The organism is Paenibacillus sedimenti, assembly GCF_014534655.1.
Lineage (GTDB): Bacteria > Bacillota > Bacilli > Paenibacillales > NBRC-103111 > Paenibacillus_E > Paenibacillus_E sedimenti.
Genome location: NZ_JACVVD010000001.1, coordinates 330,973 through 355,775, shown reverse-complemented (window position 1 = coordinate 355,775; position 24,803 = coordinate 330,973). Strand labels below are relative to the sequence as shown.

Genomic DNA, 24,803 nt, shown 5'->3' with positions numbered 1-24,803 from the left:
ATTACAGCTTTTCACCGAGCAGTTCGAAAATATCGTCGACCTCTGCGTTCGTTAGTCCTTTGGAGCTAAAATCGCTAGCTGTCCGTTCGCTTTCTTCCTTGTTCAGACAATGTTCGATGATGAGGAGCAGATGGTCTTTGAAAGCGGCAGATAATCGTTCTACGGTTGATTCCTCATACTGTCTAGGGCTGTAGGAAATGCGGAAGCTCAACTCGCCGTTCGCCGCCATCCCGTTCATAATGATCGGATACGTGCGGTGGGAATCCGGGTTGATCGGTTCTCCCATGTCAAATTTGGATGGGCCGAACGCATTATGGGCGAGATCCGAATCGAACTGACCCAGATAGTTGAAGCAGATTTCCGGTTTAATTCTGAATTGAAGTCCGGAACGTTTGTCTTCCGGCGTCAAATATTTCAAAATGTCGTAGCCGACGCCCTTATTCGGAATTTGTCTGAGCGTCTCTTTCACCAGCTTGATCCCTGCGGATACATCACCTGCATCCTTCAGATCCAGCACGACCGGATACATCGAAGTAAACCAGCCGATCGTCCGGGAAATATTGACGTCGCCCATGATCTCTTCGCGCCCGTGGCCTTCAAGCTGAACGGCAATCCGGTCGGTCTGTCCCCAATCCTGAACCGCCAATACGAGCGCCGTTAACAAAATATCGTTCATTTCCGTATGGTAAGCATGATGAACATGCTTAAGGAGTTGTTCGGTTTCTTCCCTGCTAAGCGTCATTTCAACCGTAGCGCTCTCCCCGAGCAAGCTCGTTTCAACCGCAAAATCTTTATACAAGCGGTCAACTTGCGTGTTCTCCAGCTGTTTCCAATAAGCAATTTCTTGCAGCAATTCCTTGCTTTCCGCGTAGGCCGTTAACCGCTGCGACCAGTACTGAAACGAATCCGTTTTTTCCTGGAGAACGGCTTCTTCGCCTTTAGCTGAGTGAGCATAGCTTATTGCCAAATCTTCAAACAGGATGCGCCATGAGATTCCGTCTACAATCAAATGGTGAGCGACAAGCAGTAAATGATCGCCATCATCGGTTTGGAACAAAGCCGCTTTCCATAGAGGACCTTGGCTTAAGTCAAAGCTTCGCTGAATGCGATTGGCCTCTGCCGCAATAAGGGATTCAACCTTAGATGTGTCCGTTCCCGTGAAATCGAAACGTTCGAACCCGATCGTCTCGCCTTCGCCTTCCAGACTGCGATTAACCTGGACGATTCGTCCGTCCTTCTCCGTATAAACCATGCGGAGGGCGTCATGGTGTCCTGCGAGCTGCCGGAGCGCCTTCTCCAGCGAGGCTGAATCGAATCCGTCCGGCTTATGCAGCATGACCGATTGATTCCAGTGATGCTGACCGGCAAACTGCTCATTGAAAAACCACTGCTGAATCGGTGTCAGACCGACTTCCCCTGTTACAGTCTCCTGACTGATCTCCCTTTTGACCCGCGTAACCAGCTCGACCAGCTCTTCGATGAACGGATAGCGGAACAGGTCTTTCATTTCCAATTGAAGACCGTGCTTGAACAGACGTGAAGCTACCTGAATCCCCTTAATCGAATCGCCGCCGAGATCGAAGAAATTGTCGCGAATTCCGATTCGCTCCGATCCAAGTACTTCCTGCCAGATCTGTACCAACGTTTGTTCCAGCTCGCTGTGGGGCGCTATGTATTCAGCGCCTGTTTGTAATCCGCCGTCCGGTTTAGGCAGCGCCTTCCGGTCCACTTTTCCGTTAGATGTCATCGGGATCTGCGGGAGCCGCACAAAATGCGACGGTATCATGTAAGCCGGCAGATCTTCCGACGCATGCGCGCGCAGCTCGGATACCGTCAGCTCCCGATCCGACAGCAAGTATGCGCACAGGAACTTTTGCCCTTGATCATCGTCCAGCGCCATCACAACGACCTCGCGAATGGCTTCGTGCTTAAGCAGCTGCGTCTCAATCTCGCCAAGTTCGATTCGGTGGCCGCGAATTTTGACCTGGTGGTCGATGCGGCCCAAGTATTCCATTTCTCCGCCGGGCAACAGTCTGGCGAGGTCGCCTGATCTGTAAAGCCGCTCTTCCGGCTTATACGGGTTCGCCACGAACCGCTCGGCGGTCAGCTCTTCGCGGTTCAAGTAACCGCGTGCGACGCCGTCTCCGCCCACATACAGCTCTCCCGCTACGCCAATCGGAACGAGCCGCTTCTCCGTATCGAAAATATAGCTCGTCAGCGTCGGAATCGGCCGTCCGATATTGCTTAAGCTGGTCTCCATATCGGCTTCCGTTATTTCTTTATAGGTGACGTGAACGGTCGTTTCCGTAATGCCGTACATGTTAATCAGATGCGTCTGCGTGTACTTCGCCTTCCAAGGCTTAAGCATGATCGGATTAAGCGCCTCGCCTCCGAATATGACATAGCGGACGCGCAGATCGTTGTCCTGCCGTTCAAGCTCCTCGTGGATCAGCGAGTAGAATGCGGTCGGCGTCTGATTCAGCACGGTTACGCCTTCATCCCGCAGCAGCTGTGCGAATGCCTTCGGGTTCTGGGCCACCGGTTTCGATACGATGACGCAGGTGCCGCCAAAGAGCAACGCGCCGTACATTTCCCACACGGAAAAATCGAAGCAGAAGGAATGGAACACGGTCCAAACGTCCCGTTCATGAAAATCGAACGGAATCCGGTCATTGACCATCAAGCGAACGACATTGCGGTGTTCAATCATGACGCCTTTAGGCTTACCGGTCGTACCAGACGTATAGATGATGTAGGCCATGTCGCTTGGCTGATTCACCGGCTTCAGATTCGAGCCATCACCGCCATACAGTTCCGGATTGCCCATATCCAGCATCGCTCCCCTAAACGGTACGTCACCGGTCAGATGCGGCTGTGTCAGGAGCACACGGGCGCCGCAGTCGTCCAGCATATACAGAAGCCGGTCCTGCGGATAGTCCGGATCGAGCGGAACGTAGGCGCCGCCAGCCTTCAGCGTGGCGAGTATGCCAACGATCATATCGAGCGAACGCTCGACGAGCAGTCCAACCCGGTCGTCCGGCTGAACGCCGTAAAAACGCAATTCCCGGGCCAGCCGGTTGGCACGCTCATTCAGCTCGCGGTAGGTCATCCGTTCCCCGCCAAAGACGACCGCGATGCGATCCGGCCAACATGCAGCCTGTTTCTCGAACATGCCGTGCAGCGTCATGCTATCCGGATATTGGGCCGCCGTGTCGTTGAAATCGACGAGCAATTGCCGCTTTTCCGCTTCGCTCAGCATATCCATATGCGATATCGTCTGATGGGGGTCCGAAACCGCAGCCTGCAAAAGATTCAGGAAATGTTCGGCGATGCGCTGCACCGTCGCCTTCTTAAACAACTTGGTCCGGTAAATAAAGCAAAGCTCAATCCCCGCTTCGTCTTCTCTCGCTTCAACCGTCAAGTCGAACTTCGCAATCGGATTGTCCATCTGGTATGGCGATATCGATATTCCATCCAGTTCCATCGATTCAAGCTCGAAGTTTTGCAGAACCAACATCGTATCGAAGAGCGGGTTGCGGCTCATATCTCTGCGCACATCGAGCTTCTCGACCAGCGTCTCGAACGGATAATCCTGATGATCATAAGCCTGCAGCAGGTTCCGCTTGACCTCAGCCAAAAACTCGACAAAGGTCAGCTTGCCTTCCGGTTGATTGCGAAGCGCCAGCGTACCCACGAACATGCCGATAATCGGCCCAAGATCGGGATGGAACCTGCCGGCAATCGGCGTCCCTACGACGATATCTTCCTGTCTGCTATATTTGGAGAGCAGCACATTGTAAGCCGCCATCATCACCATAAACAATGTCGCGCCCGATTCCGACGCCAGACGGTTTAATGCTTCTTGCAATGTTTTGCCGGTATGGACGATGACCTTGTCTCCCTCAAAACTCTGCACAAGCGGTCGCGGCTCATCCGTCGGGAATTCAAGCACCGGAAGGTCGCCGCCAAGTGTCTCGAGCCAGAAAGCCTCCTGCCGTTTCATCGCTTCGGATTCGGCCCATTCCCGCTGCCACACGGAATAATCTTTATATTGGATCGTAAGCTCCGGTAAGCTGTTCCCTTGATAGAGGAGCATGAAATCCTTGACTAAAAGCCCCATCGAAATCCCATCGGAGATAATATGATGGAGGTCGAACATAAGTAAATGACGCTCTGCAGCCAAGCGGACGATCTCCACGCGAAGCAGAGGAGCTTTGCTTAAATCAAACGGGCGAATAAATTGGCTCAGCAACGCCGCCTTCTCCTCTTCGTTCGCCTCTTTGATGTCAATCATCAGCTCAACCTGCGTATGTATGATTTGAACGGGCTCTCCGTCAACCGTATCGAAAGAAGTCCTCAATGTATCGTGGCGTGCCACCAGAGATTGGAACGCTCCGCGCAGCCTTTCTGCATCCAGTGGACCTTCAAGCAGCATCGCCCCCGGCATATTGGAGCTGGTTCCGTCAGGATCGAGACGATTCAGCACAAACATCCGTTTCTGGGCGGAAGATACCGGATAATAGTCACGCATATCAACAGGACGAATCTCGCTATGAGCTTGTTCATCTGCGCCATGTATGTAACGGGCGATCTGACGGATCGTCGGCTTCTCGAACAGGACCTTGATCGGTACTTCCACCTTCAGTTCCTGATGCATTTTCGATATGAGCAGCATGGCCTTCAAGGAATGACCGCCGTTTTCGAAAAAGTTGTCTGTAACGCCAATCGTCTCCGTTTTTAAAATCTCTTGCCACAGCGTCAGTAAATTCGCTTCCGTCACGTTAGCCGGCGCTACATACGAAGCTGCGGAATTCCACTCTCCGTCCGGCTTCGGCAGCGCTTTGCGGTCAACTTTGCCGTTTGGCGTAAGCGGCAGCCGCTCCATCCGCATAAAGTAAGAAGGCACCATGTAGGACGGAAGCTCCCGCAGCAGATCGTCTTTCAGCTCACCAGCCGTCGCCTCCGATTCGAGCGTATAGTACACGGCAAGCGCTTTTTGACCATCGCCGTCTTCAACATCGATCACAACCGCTTCATTCACCAGTCGATGTCCTGCAATCGCTTCTTCGACTTCTCCAAGCTCGATGCGATAGCCGCGTATTTTGACCTGATGGTCGATGCGGCCGATGAATTCGATATCGCCGTTTGGCAACCACATGGCCAAATCGCCGGTTTTGTACATGCGTGTACCCGGGACAAACGAGTTATCGATAAATGTTTCCAAGGTTAGCGTTTCACGGTTCCAATACCCTCTGGCCAGACCTGCTCCCGCTACGCACAATTCCCCTTTGACCCCGATCGGCAGCAGCTGGTGATGTTGATCCACGATATACGCCTGCGAGTTCGCGATCGGATGGCCGATCGTCACTGGTACTCCAGGCTCAAGGTTTCGGCATACGGTGCTAACGACGCTGTTTTCGGTCGGGCCGTACTCGTTGATGATTTCCGCACCGGGGAAAATTCGTTTACTTTTCTCCAGCAAGGATGCCGAAATGTTCTCGCCGCCGAGAGTAACAGCTTTCAGCAAAGAAGGCTTCTCTGCATCCATCGTCTCCAAGATCGCCGCATACAAGCTGGGAACGCAGCTAAAATGGGTGATCTGTGCAGAAGTGATTAGCTTTTTCAAAGCTAGCGGATCTTTCGCTTCCTCATCCCTGGCCATCACAACCGTCGATCCCGACACGAGCGGGGCGAAAAAGCTGCTCACAAAGGCATCGAACGAAAACGATAAGAATAACAGTACTCGGTCATCCGTGCCGAAGCCGTATTCCTCTTTTCTCCATTGGATCGTATTCACGATGGCTTGATGTTCAACCACGACACCCTTCGGCATACCTGTCGTACCTGACGTATAGATCATATAGGCCAAGTCTGACACGCCAACTGCTGTCGAAAGATCGGTGACATCTGACGTGTCATTCGCTTCATCTTGCAGATCCAGGAATTCACAGCCGCTTTCCCCAATTTTATGTATCAAATCTGCTTGGCTCAGGATTATCTGAGCCCCGCTATCTTCAAGCAAGTAACGGATACGCTCAGCGGGGTATTCCGGATCGCAGGGCACGTAGGCTCCGCCGGCTTTAAGAATAGCGAGCAAACCGACAGCCATTTCTAAGGAGCGTTCGGCCATAATGGCTACAATAGAGTCCTTACCGATGCCTTTATCCCGTAATTTCCGTGCGAGGCTGTTCGCTCTTTCGTTCAGTTCCCGGTATGTCAGGCTCAGCTCTCCGCAAACGATCGCCGTTTGTTGCGGCGTCTTTTCAACCTGCTCTTCAAAAAGCGCATGAAGCGATTGCCCCTGCTCCTGATAACGAATTTCCGTATCGTTGAAGGAGTTAAGAATTTGCCGTTTTTCCTGCTCGGTCACGATTTGGATATGCTTCAACAACACGCCGGGATCCGCAGCAACCTGCGCGAAGACCTGCTTCATATGCCCTTCGATACCGCTGATCCAATCCGCAGCATAGACAGCTGCATCAAAGCTGAGCTTGATTAGAAGCTCACTGCCCGGTGCAACGACGATATTGAGCGGGTAATTGGTTTGCTCTTCGACCTGCACATCGCCGATAGCAAAGCCCAGCGTATGATCCCAATCGTTGTTTTGCAGTTCTTTGGCGACCGGGTAGTTTTCAAAAATAACGATATGATCGAATAAATCCTGCTTGTGACCGTCTTGGCTCTGAATGTCATATAAGGGAACGAAATGATAGGGCTCCGAAGCCAGCGTATTGCGCTGTGCCTCTGCAAGCAGGCCGTTGAACGATTGATCGCCATGATAGGAAATGCGAACCGGAATGGTGTTAATGAACAATCCGACCATTTTCTCAATGCCTCGCACCTGCGAAGGGCGACCGGACACGACTGAACCGAAAACGACGTCGTTCGTAAAGCTATATTTGCTTAACAACAAGCCCCATATCGTTTGGAAAACTGTATTTAACGTCGTCTGACAGCTGCCGGCGAGCTGTGTCAGGCGCCTTGTCGTCGTTTCGTCGATAACGAAGCTGATTTCTTGTTTTTTATACAAGCTATCCTGAGATGCGGTCGCTTTCGGAAGATGAGCAGATTGTTCATAGCCGTCCAAATACGTTTGCCAATAAGCGAGCGCCTCGTCCTTATCCTGCTTTTCCAGCCACTTGATATAATCGCTATAGGGATATACGGCTTCTTGCTCGAGCGGCTTATTATTCTTCAGCATTTCATAAATTTGAAACAGCCGGTTGATTACGATACCCAGCCCCCACCCGTCCATCAAAATATGATGGTGGCTCCAGATGAAGCGGTATTCCTGCTCAGCCGTCTGAAAAACGGCAATGTGCATCGGGATATCTTTAGCCAAGTTGTAACGGCCGGCATGCCGTTCGCTAATATACGTCTCGATATAACGCTGACGCTCCGTTTCATACAGATGATCGATTTGTTCAAAGTGCAGCTTGATCGATCTTTCCTTTAGAACGACCTGTCTGGGCCGCTGCAAATTTTGATGTACGAAAGCGGTGCGCAAAATATCGTACTCAGCGATGAGCACATTAAAGCTTTGTTCAAATAAGCTGACATCCAGCCGGCCGTATAGGCCGGCTTGGAGCAGGTTATGGTAGGCGTTCGAATCCGGATCCATGATCGTATGGAAGAGCATCCCTTCCTGCATGGGCGTGAGCGGATATACTTTTTGGATTGTGTCTGATTTTTTCATTATTCACCTCTATGGAGTTCGCACTCCGGATTCATGACTCGAAAATATCAACCAAACCATCAAGTTCTTCCAAGGTGAGCTCATGATCGCCGAGGTCGCTCGGGGTCAGCTCGGTTCCTTGTTTTTGGATGCAGTGTTCCATAACTTCGAGCAGGTGCTTTTTAAAATTTTGCTCCAGCTGCATGATCGTCATCTGATGGAAATCTTGAATATTGTAGGCAAAACGGACGCTTAGTTTTCCGCCTTGAATCAGCGCTGTGACGTCAAGCGTAAACAAACGCTCGGCATCCGGACTCATCGGCTCGCCCATATCGTAAGGAGATATGGTAAACCATTTTGTCGTGACATCGGAATCGAATTGGCCCAAGTAGTTGAAGCCGATTTCCGGCTTTTGCGCCATGTTCAAACGAATCTCTTCCGGAGCCATAAATCTCAGCAGATCGAATCCGATGCCTTTGTTCGGTATTCGCCTTACATGTTCTTTGATTTGTTTAATTTGAGAGCCCGTATCGTGCAAGCCATTCAAATCAAGGACAACAGGGAACTGGGCTGTGAACCAACCGACCGTTCTCGATACATTGACCTGCCCCTCCAAATCTTCCCGGCCATGCCCTTCCATGTTGACGATCACTTGATCCTGCTGCGTCCATTCTTGTACGCTTAAGCCTAAAGCTGTCAACAAAATGTCTTGAACGTCCGTATGATAAGCATGGTGAACCTGCTTCAGCAACCGTTCCGTTTCATCCCCGCTAAGCTCAAAGGCCGTACTTCGCGTATGAATGAGCTTCGATTCTTCCGATTTTTTGTCTCTCAGGAGATTAGCTTGAGACATGCCCCCAATTTCCTGCCAATAATTCCGTTCCTTTAACAACTGTTTACTTGCTGCATAAGCCTGCAGCTGATTCGTCCAAACCGGATAGGCATCCGTTTTATCCTGGAAGACAATGTCCTCGCCATTCATCGCTTGTTCATACCCCAGAGCAAAATCTTCCAAGATAATGCGCCAGGAAACTCCGTCGATCACGAGATGGTGTATGACAATCAGGAGATGGTCGCCGGTTGTCGTCTTGAACAAAGCCAGCTTCGCTAAAGGACCCTCGTTCAAATCAAAGCTCGCCTGCAGGCGGTTCGCTTCTTCCGTAATCACCGAAGCCTCATCAGCCTGATTTCTTACATCGATTACGTTCAAGTGCACCATAGTTTCTTCCAGCCTGCGAATGTGCGCAACGATCCTGTCATTATCAACCTGGAACACCGTTCTAAGCGCGTCGTGATGCGCCATTATTTTGGCAAAAACTTGGCGGACAACCGATTCCTTAAATCCATGGGTGGCCTGCAGCATGATCGACTGGTTCCAATGATGCATATCCGTGAATCGCTGTTCGAAGAACCAGCGCTGGATCGGCGACAATGCCGCTTCCCCGATCACCATATCCTGGTTGCTCTTACGGCCTGCTTTTTGCACATACGCACTAAGCTTCTCGATAACGGGATTTTGGAACAGATCCTTCATGTCCAGCTTCCAATCATGTTTATACAACCGCGTCGATACCTGGATCGCTTTGATCGAATCGCCGCCAAGCTCGAAGAAATGATCTTGGATGCCGATCGGACGAACCCCAAGAACATCTTCCCAGACTTCCGCAAGCAGCCGCTCTAATTCATTACGAGGCGCTACATAATCTACACCTGTATGAATGTCGCCCAGTTCCGGCTCCGGCAGCGCTTTGCGGTCAATTTTACCGTTAGGCGTTAAAGGCATTTGTTCCAGTTGAATGAAATACGATGGCACCATGTAATCAGGCAGCGAGCCCGCTGCAAACTCTCTCATGTTTGATACTGGAGCTGCGGAACTGCTTGTAAAATAAGCGCATAAGTAATGTTGGCCATGACGGTCTTCGCGCGCGATGACGATGGTTTCTTGAATCAGATCATGACCCTGCATGACGGATTCGATTTCGGACAATTCAATCCGGTACCCTCTGATTTTCACTTGATGGTCGATCCGGCCCAAGTATTCGATATTTCCGTCGGGCAACCAGCGGGCAAGGTCTCCGGTATGGTAAATATGTTCACCTGGGACAAAAGGACTGTCCGTGAATTTCTCGTCCGTCAGTTCCGGTTTATTCACGTATCCCCTGGCCAATCCGACACCGCCGATGCATAATTCGCCCGGCACGCCGATCGGCTGAAGCTGATTATCAGCATTCATGATGTACGCCTGCGTATTCGGGATCGGGTAACCGATCGGAACCGCACCGACGTTCAGCTTCGAAGTGTCCGCCTCCCAGACGGTCGCGCAAATCGTCGTTTCCGTCGGACCGTACGCGTTATAATACTGCACCTTGTCTTCCCACCTGCGGATCAACTCGAACGAAGTGGCGGATCCTGCGGTTATCAGCTTCTTCAGAGAGCTCATCCGGTCCGGATTCAGGTGTGTCATATAGGTCGGCGGAAGCGTCAGGATCGATATCCGATTGTCGGTGATATAATCTTCAAATTTCGTATAGTTGCCAATGATCTCTTTGGACAACACGTACAGCGAAGCTCCCGTCAGCAGCGCCATAAACGTTTCCCAAACCGAAGCGTCAAAGGAACTGCTGGCGAACTGACCGATCCGGTCATCTTCCGTCACACCGAATTGATTTACAAAATAGGTCTGTAAATTGGCAATCCCCGCATGCTCGAGCATAATCCCTTTCGGTTTGCCCGTCGTACCCGACGTGTAGATCACGTAAGCCAAATCGTAGGACGTGCTTAACGTACCTAAATTGGCGTCATTCCGGAGATACAAATCCATCTCGGCAAGCGCAACGACTTCACCTGCATATTCTGCAGGACAATCCTGCTGCGTCTGCGTAATAATGAGCTGCGCACCGCTATCTTCCAACATGTAACGAATCCGCTCCGCCGGATATTCGATGTCGATCGGCAGGTACGCCCCTCCCGCTTTAAGAATGGCGAGCATGGTGACGATCCAATCGGCGGACCGCTCCATCATGACACCGACGATGCAGTCTGTCGCGACGCCCTTCTCGCGCAGCACCCTCGCCAGTTGGTTTGCTTTCGCATTTAACTGACGATAAGTCAACCGCTCGTTATCCCATACGACCGCAACATAATCCGGCGTTTTCTCCGCCTGGCGCTCGAACAGCTCCTGGATGGTGCAATGGTAGGCATAATCGGCTTTCGTTTGGTTAAAGTCGACGATAATTTGCTTTTTTTCTTCCACAGAGAGCATATCGATTTGCGCTAGCTTCGCATCAGGCTGTATGGCGATTTCTTGAAGTATTCGAACGAAATGGCGGCCAAAACGTTCCATCGTCTCCAGTTTGAACAACGCCGTACAGAATTCAATCGTCAATTCCAATCCGTCATGATCTTCGATCGCGAGCATGGTCAGGTCGAATTTCGATGTCGTATGCGGAACTTCTTGCGGGATAAATTTCAAGGACTCGATCCCGATCGATTGGTTGCCGATATTTTGCATAATAAACATCGTATCGAACAGCGGATTTCGGCTTAAATCGCGATGAAGATCAAGCTTTTCCACCAGCGTCTCGAACGGATAATCCTGATGCTCGAAAGCCGTAAGCGCCTGTTCCTTCACTTCGGCCAAAAACTGTCTGAACGACTTGGAGCTCTCAGGCCGGCTCCTTATAGCCAGCGTATTGACGAACATCCCGATCACCGGTGCCAAATCCGCATGCGATCTGCCGGCGATCGGCGTTCCGACCACAATATCCGATTGATTGGCGTATTTCGAGAGCAGCACGTTGAATGCGGCAAGCAGCACCATATAAAGCGTCGTACCGCTCGTCGCCGCCAGCTGCTGAAGCTGTTTCAGCAAATCTTTATCCGCTCTGAACGCTCTGCTGTCTCCGGCAAAGCTGCGCATGGACGGTCTTCCATAATCCGTTGGCAGATCGAGCAGCGGAACTTCGTCTTCAAACCGGCTTAGCCAGTAGGCTTCCTGCGTTTTGATCGTTTCCGACCTGAACAGACGGTTTTGCCACGTCGAGAAATCCTTGTATTGAATCCGCAGCGGAGACAGTGATTCCATATTGTACAGCTGTACGAATTCTCGGATGAAAATGCCCATCGATACCCCGTCGGAAATGAGATGGTGCATATCGAATAAGAGCAAATGTCGTTCTTCCTCCAGCTTCACGAGTCCCACTCGGAATAGAGGTGCGGTCTTGAGGTCAAACGGCCGGACAAACCGCGCGATGAGCTCATCTGTCGACGGCAGCGAGTTCACAGCGTACTCGATATAATCCGCCTGTATCTCAATCGTAGGTTGTACGCTTTGGACCGGTTCGCCGTCAACCGTATCAAATGAAGTGCGGAGCGTTTCATGGCGGTCTGCCAAGCTCTGGAAAGCTGCTTCAAATCGCCGGACGTCCAGCTTGCCTTCGATCGTTATAGCGCCAGGCATGTTGTAGGTCGTGCTGCCGCTATCCAGCATATTCAGGATGAACAATCGCTTTTGGGCGGACGAAAGCGGATAATACGGCTGCTCCGATATCGGTTTAATCGACTCGAAACGCGAGTGCTCCGTCTCCTGAATTTGTGCTGCAAGTTCTTTGATCGTCGCTGTCTCGAAGACCGTTCTTAACGGCACTTCGACCTGGAATTGTTGGTATATTTGGGAGACCAGCGTCATGGCGCTTAGCGAATGCCCTCCAAGATCAAAGAAGTTGTCGAGCATGCCTATTTGCCCGATTTCCAGCAAATCCTGAAGGATTCGGATCAGCCTGGCTTCCACTGCCGTGGAAGGAGCGACATATTCTTTTTTGACCATCAGATCCATATCCGGCTCCGGCAGCGCATGTTTATCCACTTTGCTGTTAGGCGTAAGCGGCATCGCCAACAGTTGCACGAAATACGTTGGTACCATATAGGCAGGCAGCTTCTTTCCTGTGTGTACCTTTAAATCGTCGAGTGTAAATACGTCGTCCGCGACAATATAAGCGCACAGATACGTACTTCCGCGATGGTCTTCTTTGGCCATCACAACCGTTTCGTTAATGAGCGGATGCTGCAGGATGACGGATTCGATCTCGCCGAGCTCGATACGGTATCCTCTTACTTTCACCTGCTCGTCAAGACGTCCGATGAAATCAATCGTACCGTCCGGCAATCTGCGGGCAAGATCTCCTGTTCTGTACATCCGCCCGCTTCCGCTCGCAGCGGCCGCAATCGGATTCCGCACGAATTTCTCGCTTGTCAGATCTTCACGGTTCAAATACCCGCGGGCGAGGCCGTTGCCGGCAATACACAACTCGCCGATGACGCCGATCGGCTGCAGACCGCCGCTTCCGCTTACAATATAAATTTGCGTACCTGCAATCGGCCGTCCGATCGTAATTTCTTTATCGGTCGCAAGTCCTCTCTCGTATGTCGCAACAACGCTATTTTCCGTTGGTCCGTATTCGTTCACCAACTCGATGTGCGGGTGCAGCTGCCTGCTGCGAGCAACCACGGTACCGGTCATCTTCTCCCCGGCCAGCGTCACGATGCGCAGCGAGCTTGCTTCTTCTGCGCTCATGCACTCGAGCAGTGCCGTATACAAGCTGGGTACGCTGATGAAATGCGTAACCCGATGCGCAGAGATTTGCTTCTTCATGAGCAGCGGATCCTTCGCTTCCTCTTCGAGCGGCAGGATGACCGTTGCTCCGGCGATGATCGGCGTGAAGAAGCTGGTCACGAAACCGTCGAAAGCGAAGGAGAACAATTGCAGCACCGTATCACTGGTATCGAGCGCGTATTCGCCTTTTCTCCATAGCAGGTTGTGTGTAATACTGCGATGCTCGATCATGACACCTTTAGGCATCCCTGTCGTTCCCGAAGTGTAAATGATATACGCCAGATCAGTGGCCGCGTTAACCTTCTGCAAGTTCGAACCGTCAGAGCTATATAGTCGCTCGTCATGGAGATCGAGCCACTTCCCGTCGAAATCGGCATAACGATCTTCACTCATGATCGAGATCAGATGCGACTGACTAAGGACGAGTTGGATACGGCTGTCTTGCAGCATGTAACGGATCCGCTCTTGCGGATACTGGGGATCGATCGGCACGTAAGCACCGCCGGCTTTTAGAATCGCCAATATGCCGACAACGAGCTCTATGGAGCGATCCGCTATAATGCCCACGCTCGTCTCAGGCACGATGCCTTGCTCCCGGAGCGTCCTCGCGAGCCTGTTGGCCTTAGCATTCAGCTCCGCATAAGTAAGCATCTGCCCAGCGCATACGACCGCCGGCTGATCCGGCGTGAGCTCCGCTTGTTCTTCGAACAGCCCGTGCAGCGTCTTGTCGCTTGGCAAATCTGTACGCGTATCGTTAAAGGCAACAAGCAATTGGTGCCGTTCCGTTTCGTTCAATACCGTCATGTCGGCCAGACGGATATCCGCGTTTTGAACCGCATTCTTTAGCAATTGAACGAAATGGCGACCGATCCGTTCTACCGTTTCTTTTTTGAACAATTTCACACCATAATCGATAAACAGTTCGATTTCGCCGTTCACTTCTCTGGCTTCAAACGTTAGGTCGAACTTAGCAATGCCGTCATGGATCGCGGTCGCAGCCAATTTCAAGCCGTCGCTGGAATCATCCGCATGAGATTGCGAACTGATGTTTTGCAGGATAAACATTGTATCGAACAATGGATTTCGGCTTAAATCCCGTGCTGCGCCGATTTGCTCCACCAAGCGATCGAACGGATAATCTTGATGGGTGTAAGCTTCCAGTGCACGCTGTTTCACGCCCGCCAAAAACTCGCGGAAAGTCATTTCTTCATCGACATAGTTCCGTAGAGCCAGCGTGTTAACGAACATCCCGAGTACGCCCTCCGTATCCGGATGCGATCTTCCGGCAATCGGGGTGCCGACAACGAACTCTTGCTGCCCGCTGTATTTGGCAAGGAGCACATTGTAAGCCGCCAGCAGCAACATGAACAGGGTGCTGTCGGTTTGCGCAGCGAGCTGTTCGAGCTGACGGCAAAGCTCGCTTTCGACGACGATATGAACACGGTCGCCTTCAAAGCTTTGCACGGCAGGCCGGACATAATCGCACGGCAGATTGAGCACCGGAGTTTCTCCCGCGAATGCGCTCAACCAATAAGACTCCTGCCTTTTATATGCATCCGTTTCGAACCAGGCGTTTTGCCATACGGCAAAGTCTTTATACTGAATCCCCGGATCAGGCAGACGCTCGCCTTGATATAAGCGGACCCATTCGTCCATCATGATGCCTATGGATACACCGTCGGAAATAATATGATGCATATCGACCAGGAACAGCTGCCGCCCATCGGCCAGCTTTGCCAAACCCGCTCTAAGAAGCGGTGCTTTGTTTAATTCAAATGGGCGTATGAACGCTTTGGCGATCCCGGTAAGTTCTGTTTCATTCAAAACTTCTATCGTTTCAATCGAAAATTCGATGTCCGTGTGTACTCGCTGAACCGGTTCGCCATAAACCGTTGTAAACGAAGTTCGCAGGATCTCATGTCTGGCAATAAGCTCCTTCATAGCCGCTTCAAGCCGGATCACATCAAGCGATCCTTCGATCATGAACGCCTCCGGCATGTTATAACCGGTACCCGGCCCTTTAAACTCGCTGAGAATGTACATCCGCTTTTGCGCCGAGGATACCGGATAATGATCCTGCTCCTGAGCCACACGCCCGATGAATACATACGCCTCTTTTACGGACGCTTGGATATAAGCTGCAATAGCCTCGACAATCGGATTCTCGAACAATACCTTTAGAGGCACTTCCACTTCGTACGCTTTGTGCATCGCGGTGATGAGCGACATCGCCTTCAGCGAATGCCCGCCCAGCGCGAAGAAATCGTCCAGCACGCCGACCCGCTCGCAGCCGAGCACGTCCTGCCAAATCTGCGCCAGCCCTGCCTCGAGCTCTGTTCTCGGCGCCACGTAGGCTGTGCCCGAGTCCAGCCCGCCTTCCGGTTTCGGCAGCGCTTTGCGGTCGATTTTGCCGTTGGCGGTGAGCGGAATGCGGTCCAGCTTCACAAAATGCGACGGGATCATGTACGCCGGCAAATCGCTGCCGATGTACGCCCTCAGCTCGGAAACGGTCAATACTCCGTTTGCGATGAAGTAGGCGCACAGGAACTTCTGCCCCTGCTCGTCGTCCAGCGCCAGCACCGTCGCTTCCTGGATCCGCTCGTGCCGCAGAAGCTGCGTTTCAATCTCGCCCAGCTCGATGCGGTGCCCGCGGATCTTCACCTGATGGTCGATCCGTCCGAAATATTCCATCTCGCCGCTTGGCAGCAGACGCGCGAGGTCGCCGGACCGGTACAGCCGCTCTTCCGGCTTGTAAGGGTTCATGACGAACCGCTCGGCCGTCAGCTCCTCGCGGTTCAAGTACCCGCGCGCGACGCCGTCCCCGCCGACGTACAGCTCGCCGACGACGCCGATCGGCACCAACCTGCGCTGCGCGTCGAAGATGTAACTCGTCAGCGTCGGAATCGGACGGCCAATGTTGCTCAGGTTCGTTTCGATTTCGCGATCCGTAATTTCTTTATAGGTCACGTGTACGGTCGTTTCGGTAATCCCGTACATATTGATCAGCAGCGTATTCGGATATTTCGCCTTCCACGGCTTCAGCATGACCGGGTTCAGCGCTTCCCCGCCGAAGATGACATAGCGGACGGCAAGCCCGCTATCCGGCTGCTGCAGCTCTTCATGGATCAGCGCATAGAACGCGGTCGGCGTTTGGTTCAATACCGTTACGCCCTCCTGGCGCAGCAGCTGTGCGAACGCCTTCGGGTTTTGCGCCGTCGTTTTCGGCACGACGACACATTTTCCCCCGTATAGCAGCGCCCCGTACATCTCCCACACGGAGAAGTCGAAACAGAAGGAATGGAATACCGTCCATACGTCGAGTTCATTGAAATCGAACTGCAGCCGGTCATGAACGAGCAGACGCACGACATTCCGATGCTCGATCATGACGCCTTTCGGCTTGCCGGTCGTGCCGGACGTATAGATAATATATGCCATGTCTTGCGGACCGCTCATCGGCTTTAAGTCCGCCGTATCCCCGGCGTACAACTCGCTGTCACTCATATCCAGCGTGATGCCATCGAATGGGACCTTGCCCATCAGGTGCGGCTGCGCCAGCAGGACGCGAGCCCCGCTGTCCTCCAGCATGAACTGCGTGCGCTCCTGCGGATAGTCCGGGTCAAGCGGCACGTACGCGCCGCCGGCTTTGAGCGTCGCAAGGATGCCGACGATCATATCGAGCGAGCGCTCGGCGAGCAGTCCGACCCTGACGTCCGGCCCCACGCCGTGGCTGCGGAGCACATAAGCCAGGCTGTTTGCGCGTTCGTTCAGCTGATGGTACGTCAGCTGCTCATCGCCGCAAGAAGCAGCGATTCGCTCCGGCGTCCGCTCAGCCTGCGCCTCGAACAGGCCATGGATCGTCTGATCCTGCGGGAACGACGCTCCAGTTTGGTTAAACTCGTGCAGCTGCTGCATTTTTTCCGCAGCGGACAGCATGTCGATATCCCCTAGTCGGATAGCTGAATCAGCTGTTACGACATGCAAGATTTGCAGAAAATGCTGCGCAATCCGTTCTGCAGTCGCACGCTGATATAATGCCGTCCTGTATTCCAAGTGGAAGGATAGCCCGTCATCGCTTTCAGCAGCCTCCAGGGACAGATCGAATTTCGAGATATTTCGATCGATTCCATACGGCGAAAAGGCAAGATCGGCTGTCCGGATCGTTTCATCGCCCGTATTTTGCAATACGAACAAGACGTCAAACAGCGGATTGCGGCTCAAGTCACGTCTTACGCTCAGCTTCTCGACCAGCTCTTCGAACGGATAATCTTGATTTTCAAAGGACTTCAATGAAACTTCCTTGACTTCCGCTAAAAACTGCTTGAATGATTTATCAGCCTCAGGGAAGTTTCGGATCGCGAGTGTATTGACAAACATACCGATTGTGCGTTCCACATCCGCATGCGGTCTTCCGGCAATCGGCGAACCGATGATCACATCTTCCTGACCCGTATATTTGGCCACGAGCACGTTATAGGCCGCAAGCAGCACCATGTACAGCGTCGTTCCCGTATCCGCGGCCAGCTTGTGAAGCTGGCGCATTAATGCCTCGCCGGCCTCAAAAGTGATGCGTTCTCCCTCGAAGCTCTGCATGGCAGGTCTGGTATAGTCGGTCGGCCAATCGAGTACCGGAATGTCACCGGCAAAAGTATCCAGCCAATAGACCTCTTGGCGTTTCGACGCTTCATTTTGCAGCCGTTCGTTTTGCCATACGGCAAAATCTCTGTATTGTATGCGAAGCTCCGGAAGGGAACCGCCCTCGTACAGTTCGGCGAATTCATTAATGAGTACCGATACGGAAATGCCGTCGGAAATGATGTGATGCATATCGCACAGCAACAAGTGACGTTCCGCGGACAAGCTTACAAGCCCGACCCGCATCAAAGGAGCCTGCCCCAAATCAAATGGCTTTACTAACTCGTGAATGATTACAGAGATGTTCTCCTCATTCGCTTCCATCATCTCAATGCCGAATGGAACTTCGGCATGCACTTTCTGTACCGGCACGCCATCCACGGAATGGAAGGAAGTTCGCAGCGCTTCATGTCTACGGATCAATCCCCGGAACGCGTCGGTTAACCTCTCGCGATCCAGCTCCCCTTCCACAAGCATGGCATCCGACATGTTATAGGTTGTGCCCGTTTCATCGAGCTGATGGATCACGTACATCCGCTTTTGCGCCGAGGACACCGGATAATGCTCACTAACAGGCACGGGTTCAATGGCTGCATAACTCTGCTCATCCGAACGGATCATGTATGCGGCGACAGCGGCAATCGTCGGCGCTTGGAAGAACGTGCGCAGCGGAATTTCTACGCCGCACGCTTTGTGCATTTGTGAAATGAGCATCATTGCCTTCAGCGAGTGGCCACCGACTTGGAAGAAATCGGCATGAATGCTGATTTGGTCAATGCCCAGCACTTCCTGCCACACGGCGGCTATCTTCGCTTCGATTACATTCGTAGGCGCAACAAACTCACTTCCGAAATGCATACCGCCTTCGAGAGCCAGCAGCGCTTTACGGTCCAATTTTCCGTTAGGCGTTAGCGGCATTTTGTCCAGCTGCAAGAAATGGGAAGGGATCATATAAGCCGGCAGCAAATCTGACAAATGGTCACGAATCTCTGTAATCGTTAGCTCATCTCGAGCAACAAGATACGCGCACAAATATTTTTGCTGCATGCTGTCGTCCCTAGCGATTACAACAGCTTCCTTGACGCTGCCGTGCTTCAGCAAGCTTGCTTCGATTTCGCCCAGCTCGATGCGATAGCCTCTTATTTTAACTTGATGGTCGCCTCTTCCGAGGAACTCAATGTTACCGTCCGGCATCCATCTGGCCATATCCCCTGTGCGATACATGCGTTCCCCAGGGACAAACGGATTATCGACAAACTTGTCGGCGGTCAGCTCAGGCTGATTATAGTAACCGCGTGCAACCCCGATGCCGCCGATGCAAAGCTCGCCGGGAACACCGATCGGCTGCAGTCTAAGCTGCTGATCCAACACATAAAATTTCATGTTCGGCAGCGGCTTGCCGATCGGCACATTGCCGAAATACGGCAGTGATTCTTCCGTATGTTCATAGAAGCTGGAATCGATGCAAGCTTCCGTCACGCCATAGCTGTTCACAATGCGCATCCCGTCTCCGAAGCGTGAGCGCAGATTGGCAAAATCTTCGGCAGAACAGCTGTCCGATCCGAGGATAAGCAGCTTCAGTTGGCTAATATCCAGCCCCTGATCATAGATATATTGCATCAAAGGAACAATGAGCGCCGGCGTCGATTCAAAAATGTTGATTTGATACTTCCGTATCAATTCGTAGAGCGAAGCCGGATCCAGCTTTACATCGTTCGGGCAAATGATCAGCTTGCCTCCGTTCAGCAAGGCTCTGGCCATGTCTCCAGCAAATACGTCGAAGGCAAAGCTCGCCATCTGCAGCAAGTTGACCTGGAACGTGTCCAGCTGATATGCCTCTCTCCAGGCAAAAGCGACATTCGTATAGCTGGCGTGCTCGATCATGACGCCTTTGGGACGTCCGGTCGTGCCGGATGTATAGATAATATAGGCAAGTTGGTTCTCGGCCGGGCTGATTCCCAGATTGGAAGCAGCTTCCGAGTACAAGCCGTTATCCTCAAAACAAATGATCTCTTTATCAAAAACTACACGGCCGGCTATCGCCCGATTGGATAACAACAGCTCCGCCCGGCTGTCCTCCAGCATATATTGAATCCGATCGTCCGGATACTCGGGATCAATCGGCAAATAGGTGCCTCCCGCTTTCCAAACCGCGAGTACGCCGATAATCATATCAATCGAACGTTCAACCATAATTCCTACGACGCTCTCCGATTGAATACCCTTGATACGAAGCCTTCGAGCGAGCTGGTTTGCCATGTTGTTAAGCGTACGGTAGGTCAGCATATCCTCTTCACAAATAACGGCCACCTGATCCGGCGTTTTCTTAGCCTGCTCTTCAAAAAGCTCCGGGAATGTTTTGCCTGAAGGATATTCACGGTTCGTCTCATTGAACTCTTCCAGGAGCAACCGCTTTTCATCCCCTGTTACGATTGCGATATCTGCTAAGACGATATCCGGACTTTCCGTCACACTTTTTAAAATTTCGATATAATGTCCGGCCAATCGCTCCATCGTCGATTTCGTAAACAGCTTGGTACTGTATTCCAGTTGGAAGACAAGCTCCAGTTCTTTCTCCGTCGCTTCCAAAGAAAGATCGAATTTGGAGATGCGGTTATCCGAAACATATGGCACGAAAGTTAATGATTCGTCGAATTCCAGCTTCATCAGGTCTTTCATCTGCAGGCTGAACATCGTATCGAACAAAGGATTTCTGCTCATGTCTCTTGCGACATCCAGCTTTTCCACCAGCGACTCAAATGGATAATCCTGATGTTCAAAAGCTAGAAGCGCGTTCCGTTTTACTTCCTCCAGAAATGCACGAAAGCTTAAGTCAGCTGTCGGTCGGTTTCGGAGAGCAAGCGTGCTCACGAACATGCCGATCGTATGCTGCACATCCGGGTGTGATCGACCTGCAACAGGCGTCCCGACAACGATATCGTTCTGGTTCCCATATTTAGCGAGTAGAACGTTGTAAGCTGCAAGCAGCAGCATGTACATTGTCGTGCCTGTTTCTGCGGCTAGTTGGTTTAAACGAATCATCAATTGTTGGCCGGTTCCGAACAGGATGCTGTCGCCTTCAAAGCTTTGCACCGCCGGACGCGGGAAATCGGCAGGCATACCCAGTACAGGAATGTCCCCGGCAAAAGCTTCAAGCCAGTAAGCTTCCTGCTTTTTCAAAGCGCCTGACTGAAAAGCATCATGCTGCCAGACCGCGAAATCTTTATAAGATACCGGTTTTGCCGCAGGTTCCATGCCCCGGTATAATGCCGCCAGTTCGTCAATGAGAATCTCGATCGACAGCGCATCGGAGATGATGTGATGCATGTCAAACAGGAACAGATGGCGGTGTTCATCGATTTGTGCAAGTCCGATTCGAATTAACGGTGCTTGATCCAGCTCAAATGACCGGACAAACTTGGAAACCAGGTCCTCAATAGAGTCGTTGGCCCCATGATCATAATGTTGAATGGTAAAATCTACGTGGTCGTGTACTTTTTGTACAGGGTTTCCATCAATCGTATGAAAAGAAGTTCGAAGCATGTCGTGACGAGCAGCCAATCGGTTAAAGGCAGCTTCCAATCGGCTTGGATCGAGCGGTCCTTCAACGGTAAAAACGCCGGGCATATTATAGGTCGTTCCCGTACCTTCGAATTGGTTCAACACGTAAAGTCGCTTCTGAGATGAGGATAGAGGGTAATATTCCTGCTGTTCAGCGGGTAAAATCGAGGTGTAAGTTTCTTTAGTCGCTTGATCGATATACAGAGAAATTTCAGTAATCGTTGGCGTCTCAAACAAAACGCGAAGCGGAAGTTCCACGGATAAAAGCTGATGGACGCGCGAAATGATTTGCATCGCCTTTAAGGAGTGGCCGCCCAATTCAAAAAAATTATCTTGTACGCCGATTCTTTCCTGCTCCAAGATGTCTTGCCAAATCATGACAAGCTTTTCTTCCGTTTCGGTGCTTGGCGGCATATATTCACGGCCGGTCACAGCAGCCCCTGTCGGCTTGGGCAGCGCTCTTCGGTCAATCTTGCCGTTCCCGGTGATCGGCATTTTATCCAATTGTACAAAGTGCGAAGGGATCATGTACGCCGGAAGCTCCAGCCCCAGGTGCATGCGCAGTTCAGATACCATGAGTTCCGTATCGCTGACCAGATAGGCACACAAATATTTTTGGGCTTGCGCATCCTCGAGCGCAATGACGGTCACCTCATGAATCATCGGGTGCTGAAGCAATCTCGTTTCGATTTCGCCGATTTCGATGCGGTGACCGCGTATTTTCACCTGATTGTCGATCCGGCCCAAATACTCCATTTCTCCGTTTGGCAGCATTTTGGCTAAATCACCGGATTTGTACAACCGTTCACCCGGCTTATACGGATTCATGATGAAACGATCTTGCGTCAGTTCGTCACGATTCAAATAGCCTCTGGCTACCCCTGCTCCGCCGACGTACATTTCACCCACTACGCCCATGGGCACCAGATTCCGGTTTTGGTCAAAAATATAACAGGTCAACGTCGGAATCGGCGTTCCGATATTGCTTACATTCGTCTCAATTTCCTTTTCGCCAATCTCCTTAAACGTAACATGTACCGTTGTTTCCGTAATCCCGTACATATTGATCAGCTTTGTTTCCGGATACTTGTTGCGCCACGGCTTCAGCATCATCGGGTTCAGCGCCTCACCGCCGAAAATGACATAACGGATCGATAGCTCGCTATCTTCCTGCTGCAGCTCTTCATTAATCAACGCATAAAATGCAGTAGGCGTCTGATTCAACACAGTTACTTTTTCTTGTCGGAGAAGCTGAACAAATTCCTTCGGATTCTGCGCAATAATCCTCGGAATCACCACGCATTTGCCACCGTATAATAGGGCGCCGTACATTTCCCATACCGAGAAGTCAAAGCTGAACGAATGGAATAAGGTCCACGCGTCATTGTCGCTAAAGTTAAACTGCAGCTTGTCGTTAATCAGCAGCCGGACCACATTGCGATGTTCGATCATAACACCCTTAGGCTTTCCTGTCGTACCGGAGGTGTAAATGATATAAGCCATATCGGACGGCTGGTTTACGACCGGCAAATTGGAACTATCGCCATAGGAAAGCCGATCCATATCGATGACCAAAACAATTCCCGTAAAAGGTACTTTTTCCTGCCACTGTACTTCAGTAAGCAAAAGCAGAGCCCCGCTATCTTCAAGCATAAACTGGATTCGCTCTTCGGGATAATCCGGATCCAGAGGCACATACGCGCCGCCGGCTTTTAATATGGCAAGGATGCCTACGAACATTTCCACAGTACGATCCACCATAAGACCAACCCGATCGTCAGGCTTCACGCCATAATCGCGAAGCATTCTCGCCAAACGGTTGGAACGTTCGTTCAGCTCACGGTAAGTAAGGCTCTCGCTGCCGAAACTGACCGCAATGCGATCCGGCACCCTCTCCGCTTGTATTTCAAACATCCCATGGATCGTTTGTTCTATCGGATAATCAGCATCAATACCTGATAATTGATGAAGCAGCCGATGCTTCTCCTGCTCCGTACAGAACTCCAGCGCAAACAACGGTTTGCCCGGATTTTCCAATACATCCTTTAGCAGCATGAGCATGTGCTCTAACATGGCAGAGATTTCTTCACTCGTAAATAAGCCCGTACGATAATCGATGTCCAGCTGCAGTTGGTCTATGTCCATACGATCTTTGATATGTATGATGAAGTCGTTGGCTTCGTCCCCATTGCCAAACGGTTCTGTCACGTATTCGATCCCGTCTTTTTTCTGCCATTCCATCACCTGGTATTCCACGAAAACGCCGAACAGCCTGCTGATGTCGCTGTGCTTTTCCCGCAAATCGCCCACCAGCACATTATAAGGATATTTTTGATATCTGAAAATGTTCATCTGCTTTTTGCCGACCTTGCGGATAAACGAAAGTGCGTCCAGCTCAGGCTCTACCAGCATTCTAAACGGCGTCGTGCTGACGAACATGCCGAGCATATTTTTTTCTTTTGCGTTCGTCCGATTGGAGAAATTGGTGCCAAGCACGATGTCTTCATAAGAGGTGACGCGATAAATGTATGTAAACAGCATAGCAACAAACAGCGTAAATACACTAACGTTATGTTCTTTGCAAAATCCTGTAATCTCATCGCGCAGCGTTGGTGAAATGATCAGCGATTCTCTCGCCGCTTCGGTGCTGACACGGTACAAATCGTATGTTTTCAAACTTGTAAATTCCGGTATGCTTTGAAATTCCTCATGCCAAAATTTTTGATCCTTCAGGTAACGGTCCGAAGCCTCGTATTCAGGTTCTGACCGAACGTAGTCCACGTACGACATTGGCTTATCTTGAATAGAGTCCTCTCCGTTTACCAGACCTACGTAGATATCGATGATTTCGTTAACCGCAAGCACCATCGAGATCCCGTCAGAGATCAGATGATGAATTTTGACATAAACCCGGCCCTCAACATCGCTTATTTTGAAAATAGCAAACTCAAACAAATCGGCATCGTGAAGCTGAAAAGGCTGCATCATGCCTTTTTCGCCCCACCCGCGCACCTTGGAGTCAGCATCATCTTGTCCGCTGAAATCGTAGAATGGAATTTCGAATGGAGTGAATGAAGCGATGTACTGACGCGGTTCGCTGCTGTGCTCATCCTGAACACGTAACCGAATAGAATCGTTCAGTCTAACGAACTCAAGAATCGCTTGATTTAACAACCCGTAATTCAAATTTTCATCTTTCAGATTAAACGTTCCGCCCAGGTTGGAAATACTCGTGCCCGGATAAAATTTCTCCGTATACCAGATTCTTTTTTGCGCATGTGTTAACGGGTGAGTCGGTTGGTTCGACATTAGGTTCCCTCC

2 protein-coding genes are annotated in these 24,803 nt (G+C 51.3%); both read right to left on the bottom strand.

The window, feature by feature from the left end; translation table 11 throughout:
- Position 1: 1 nt before the first annotated feature.
- Complete coding sequence (locus ICC18_RS01145; protein ID WP_188172546.1) at positions 2 to 7,696, bottom strand: non-ribosomal peptide synthetase; 7,695 nt, start codon at positions 7,694 to 7,696, stop codon at positions 2 to 4.
- Between the two features lie 31 nt (positions 7,697 to 7,727).
- Positions 7,728 to 24,791: a non-ribosomal peptide synthetase gene (locus ICC18_RS01140; protein WP_188172545.1), complete on the bottom strand. Its 17,064-nt coding sequence runs from the start codon at positions 24,789 to 24,791 to the stop codon at positions 7,728 to 7,730.
- Positions 24,792 to 24,803: the final 12 nt, after the last annotated feature.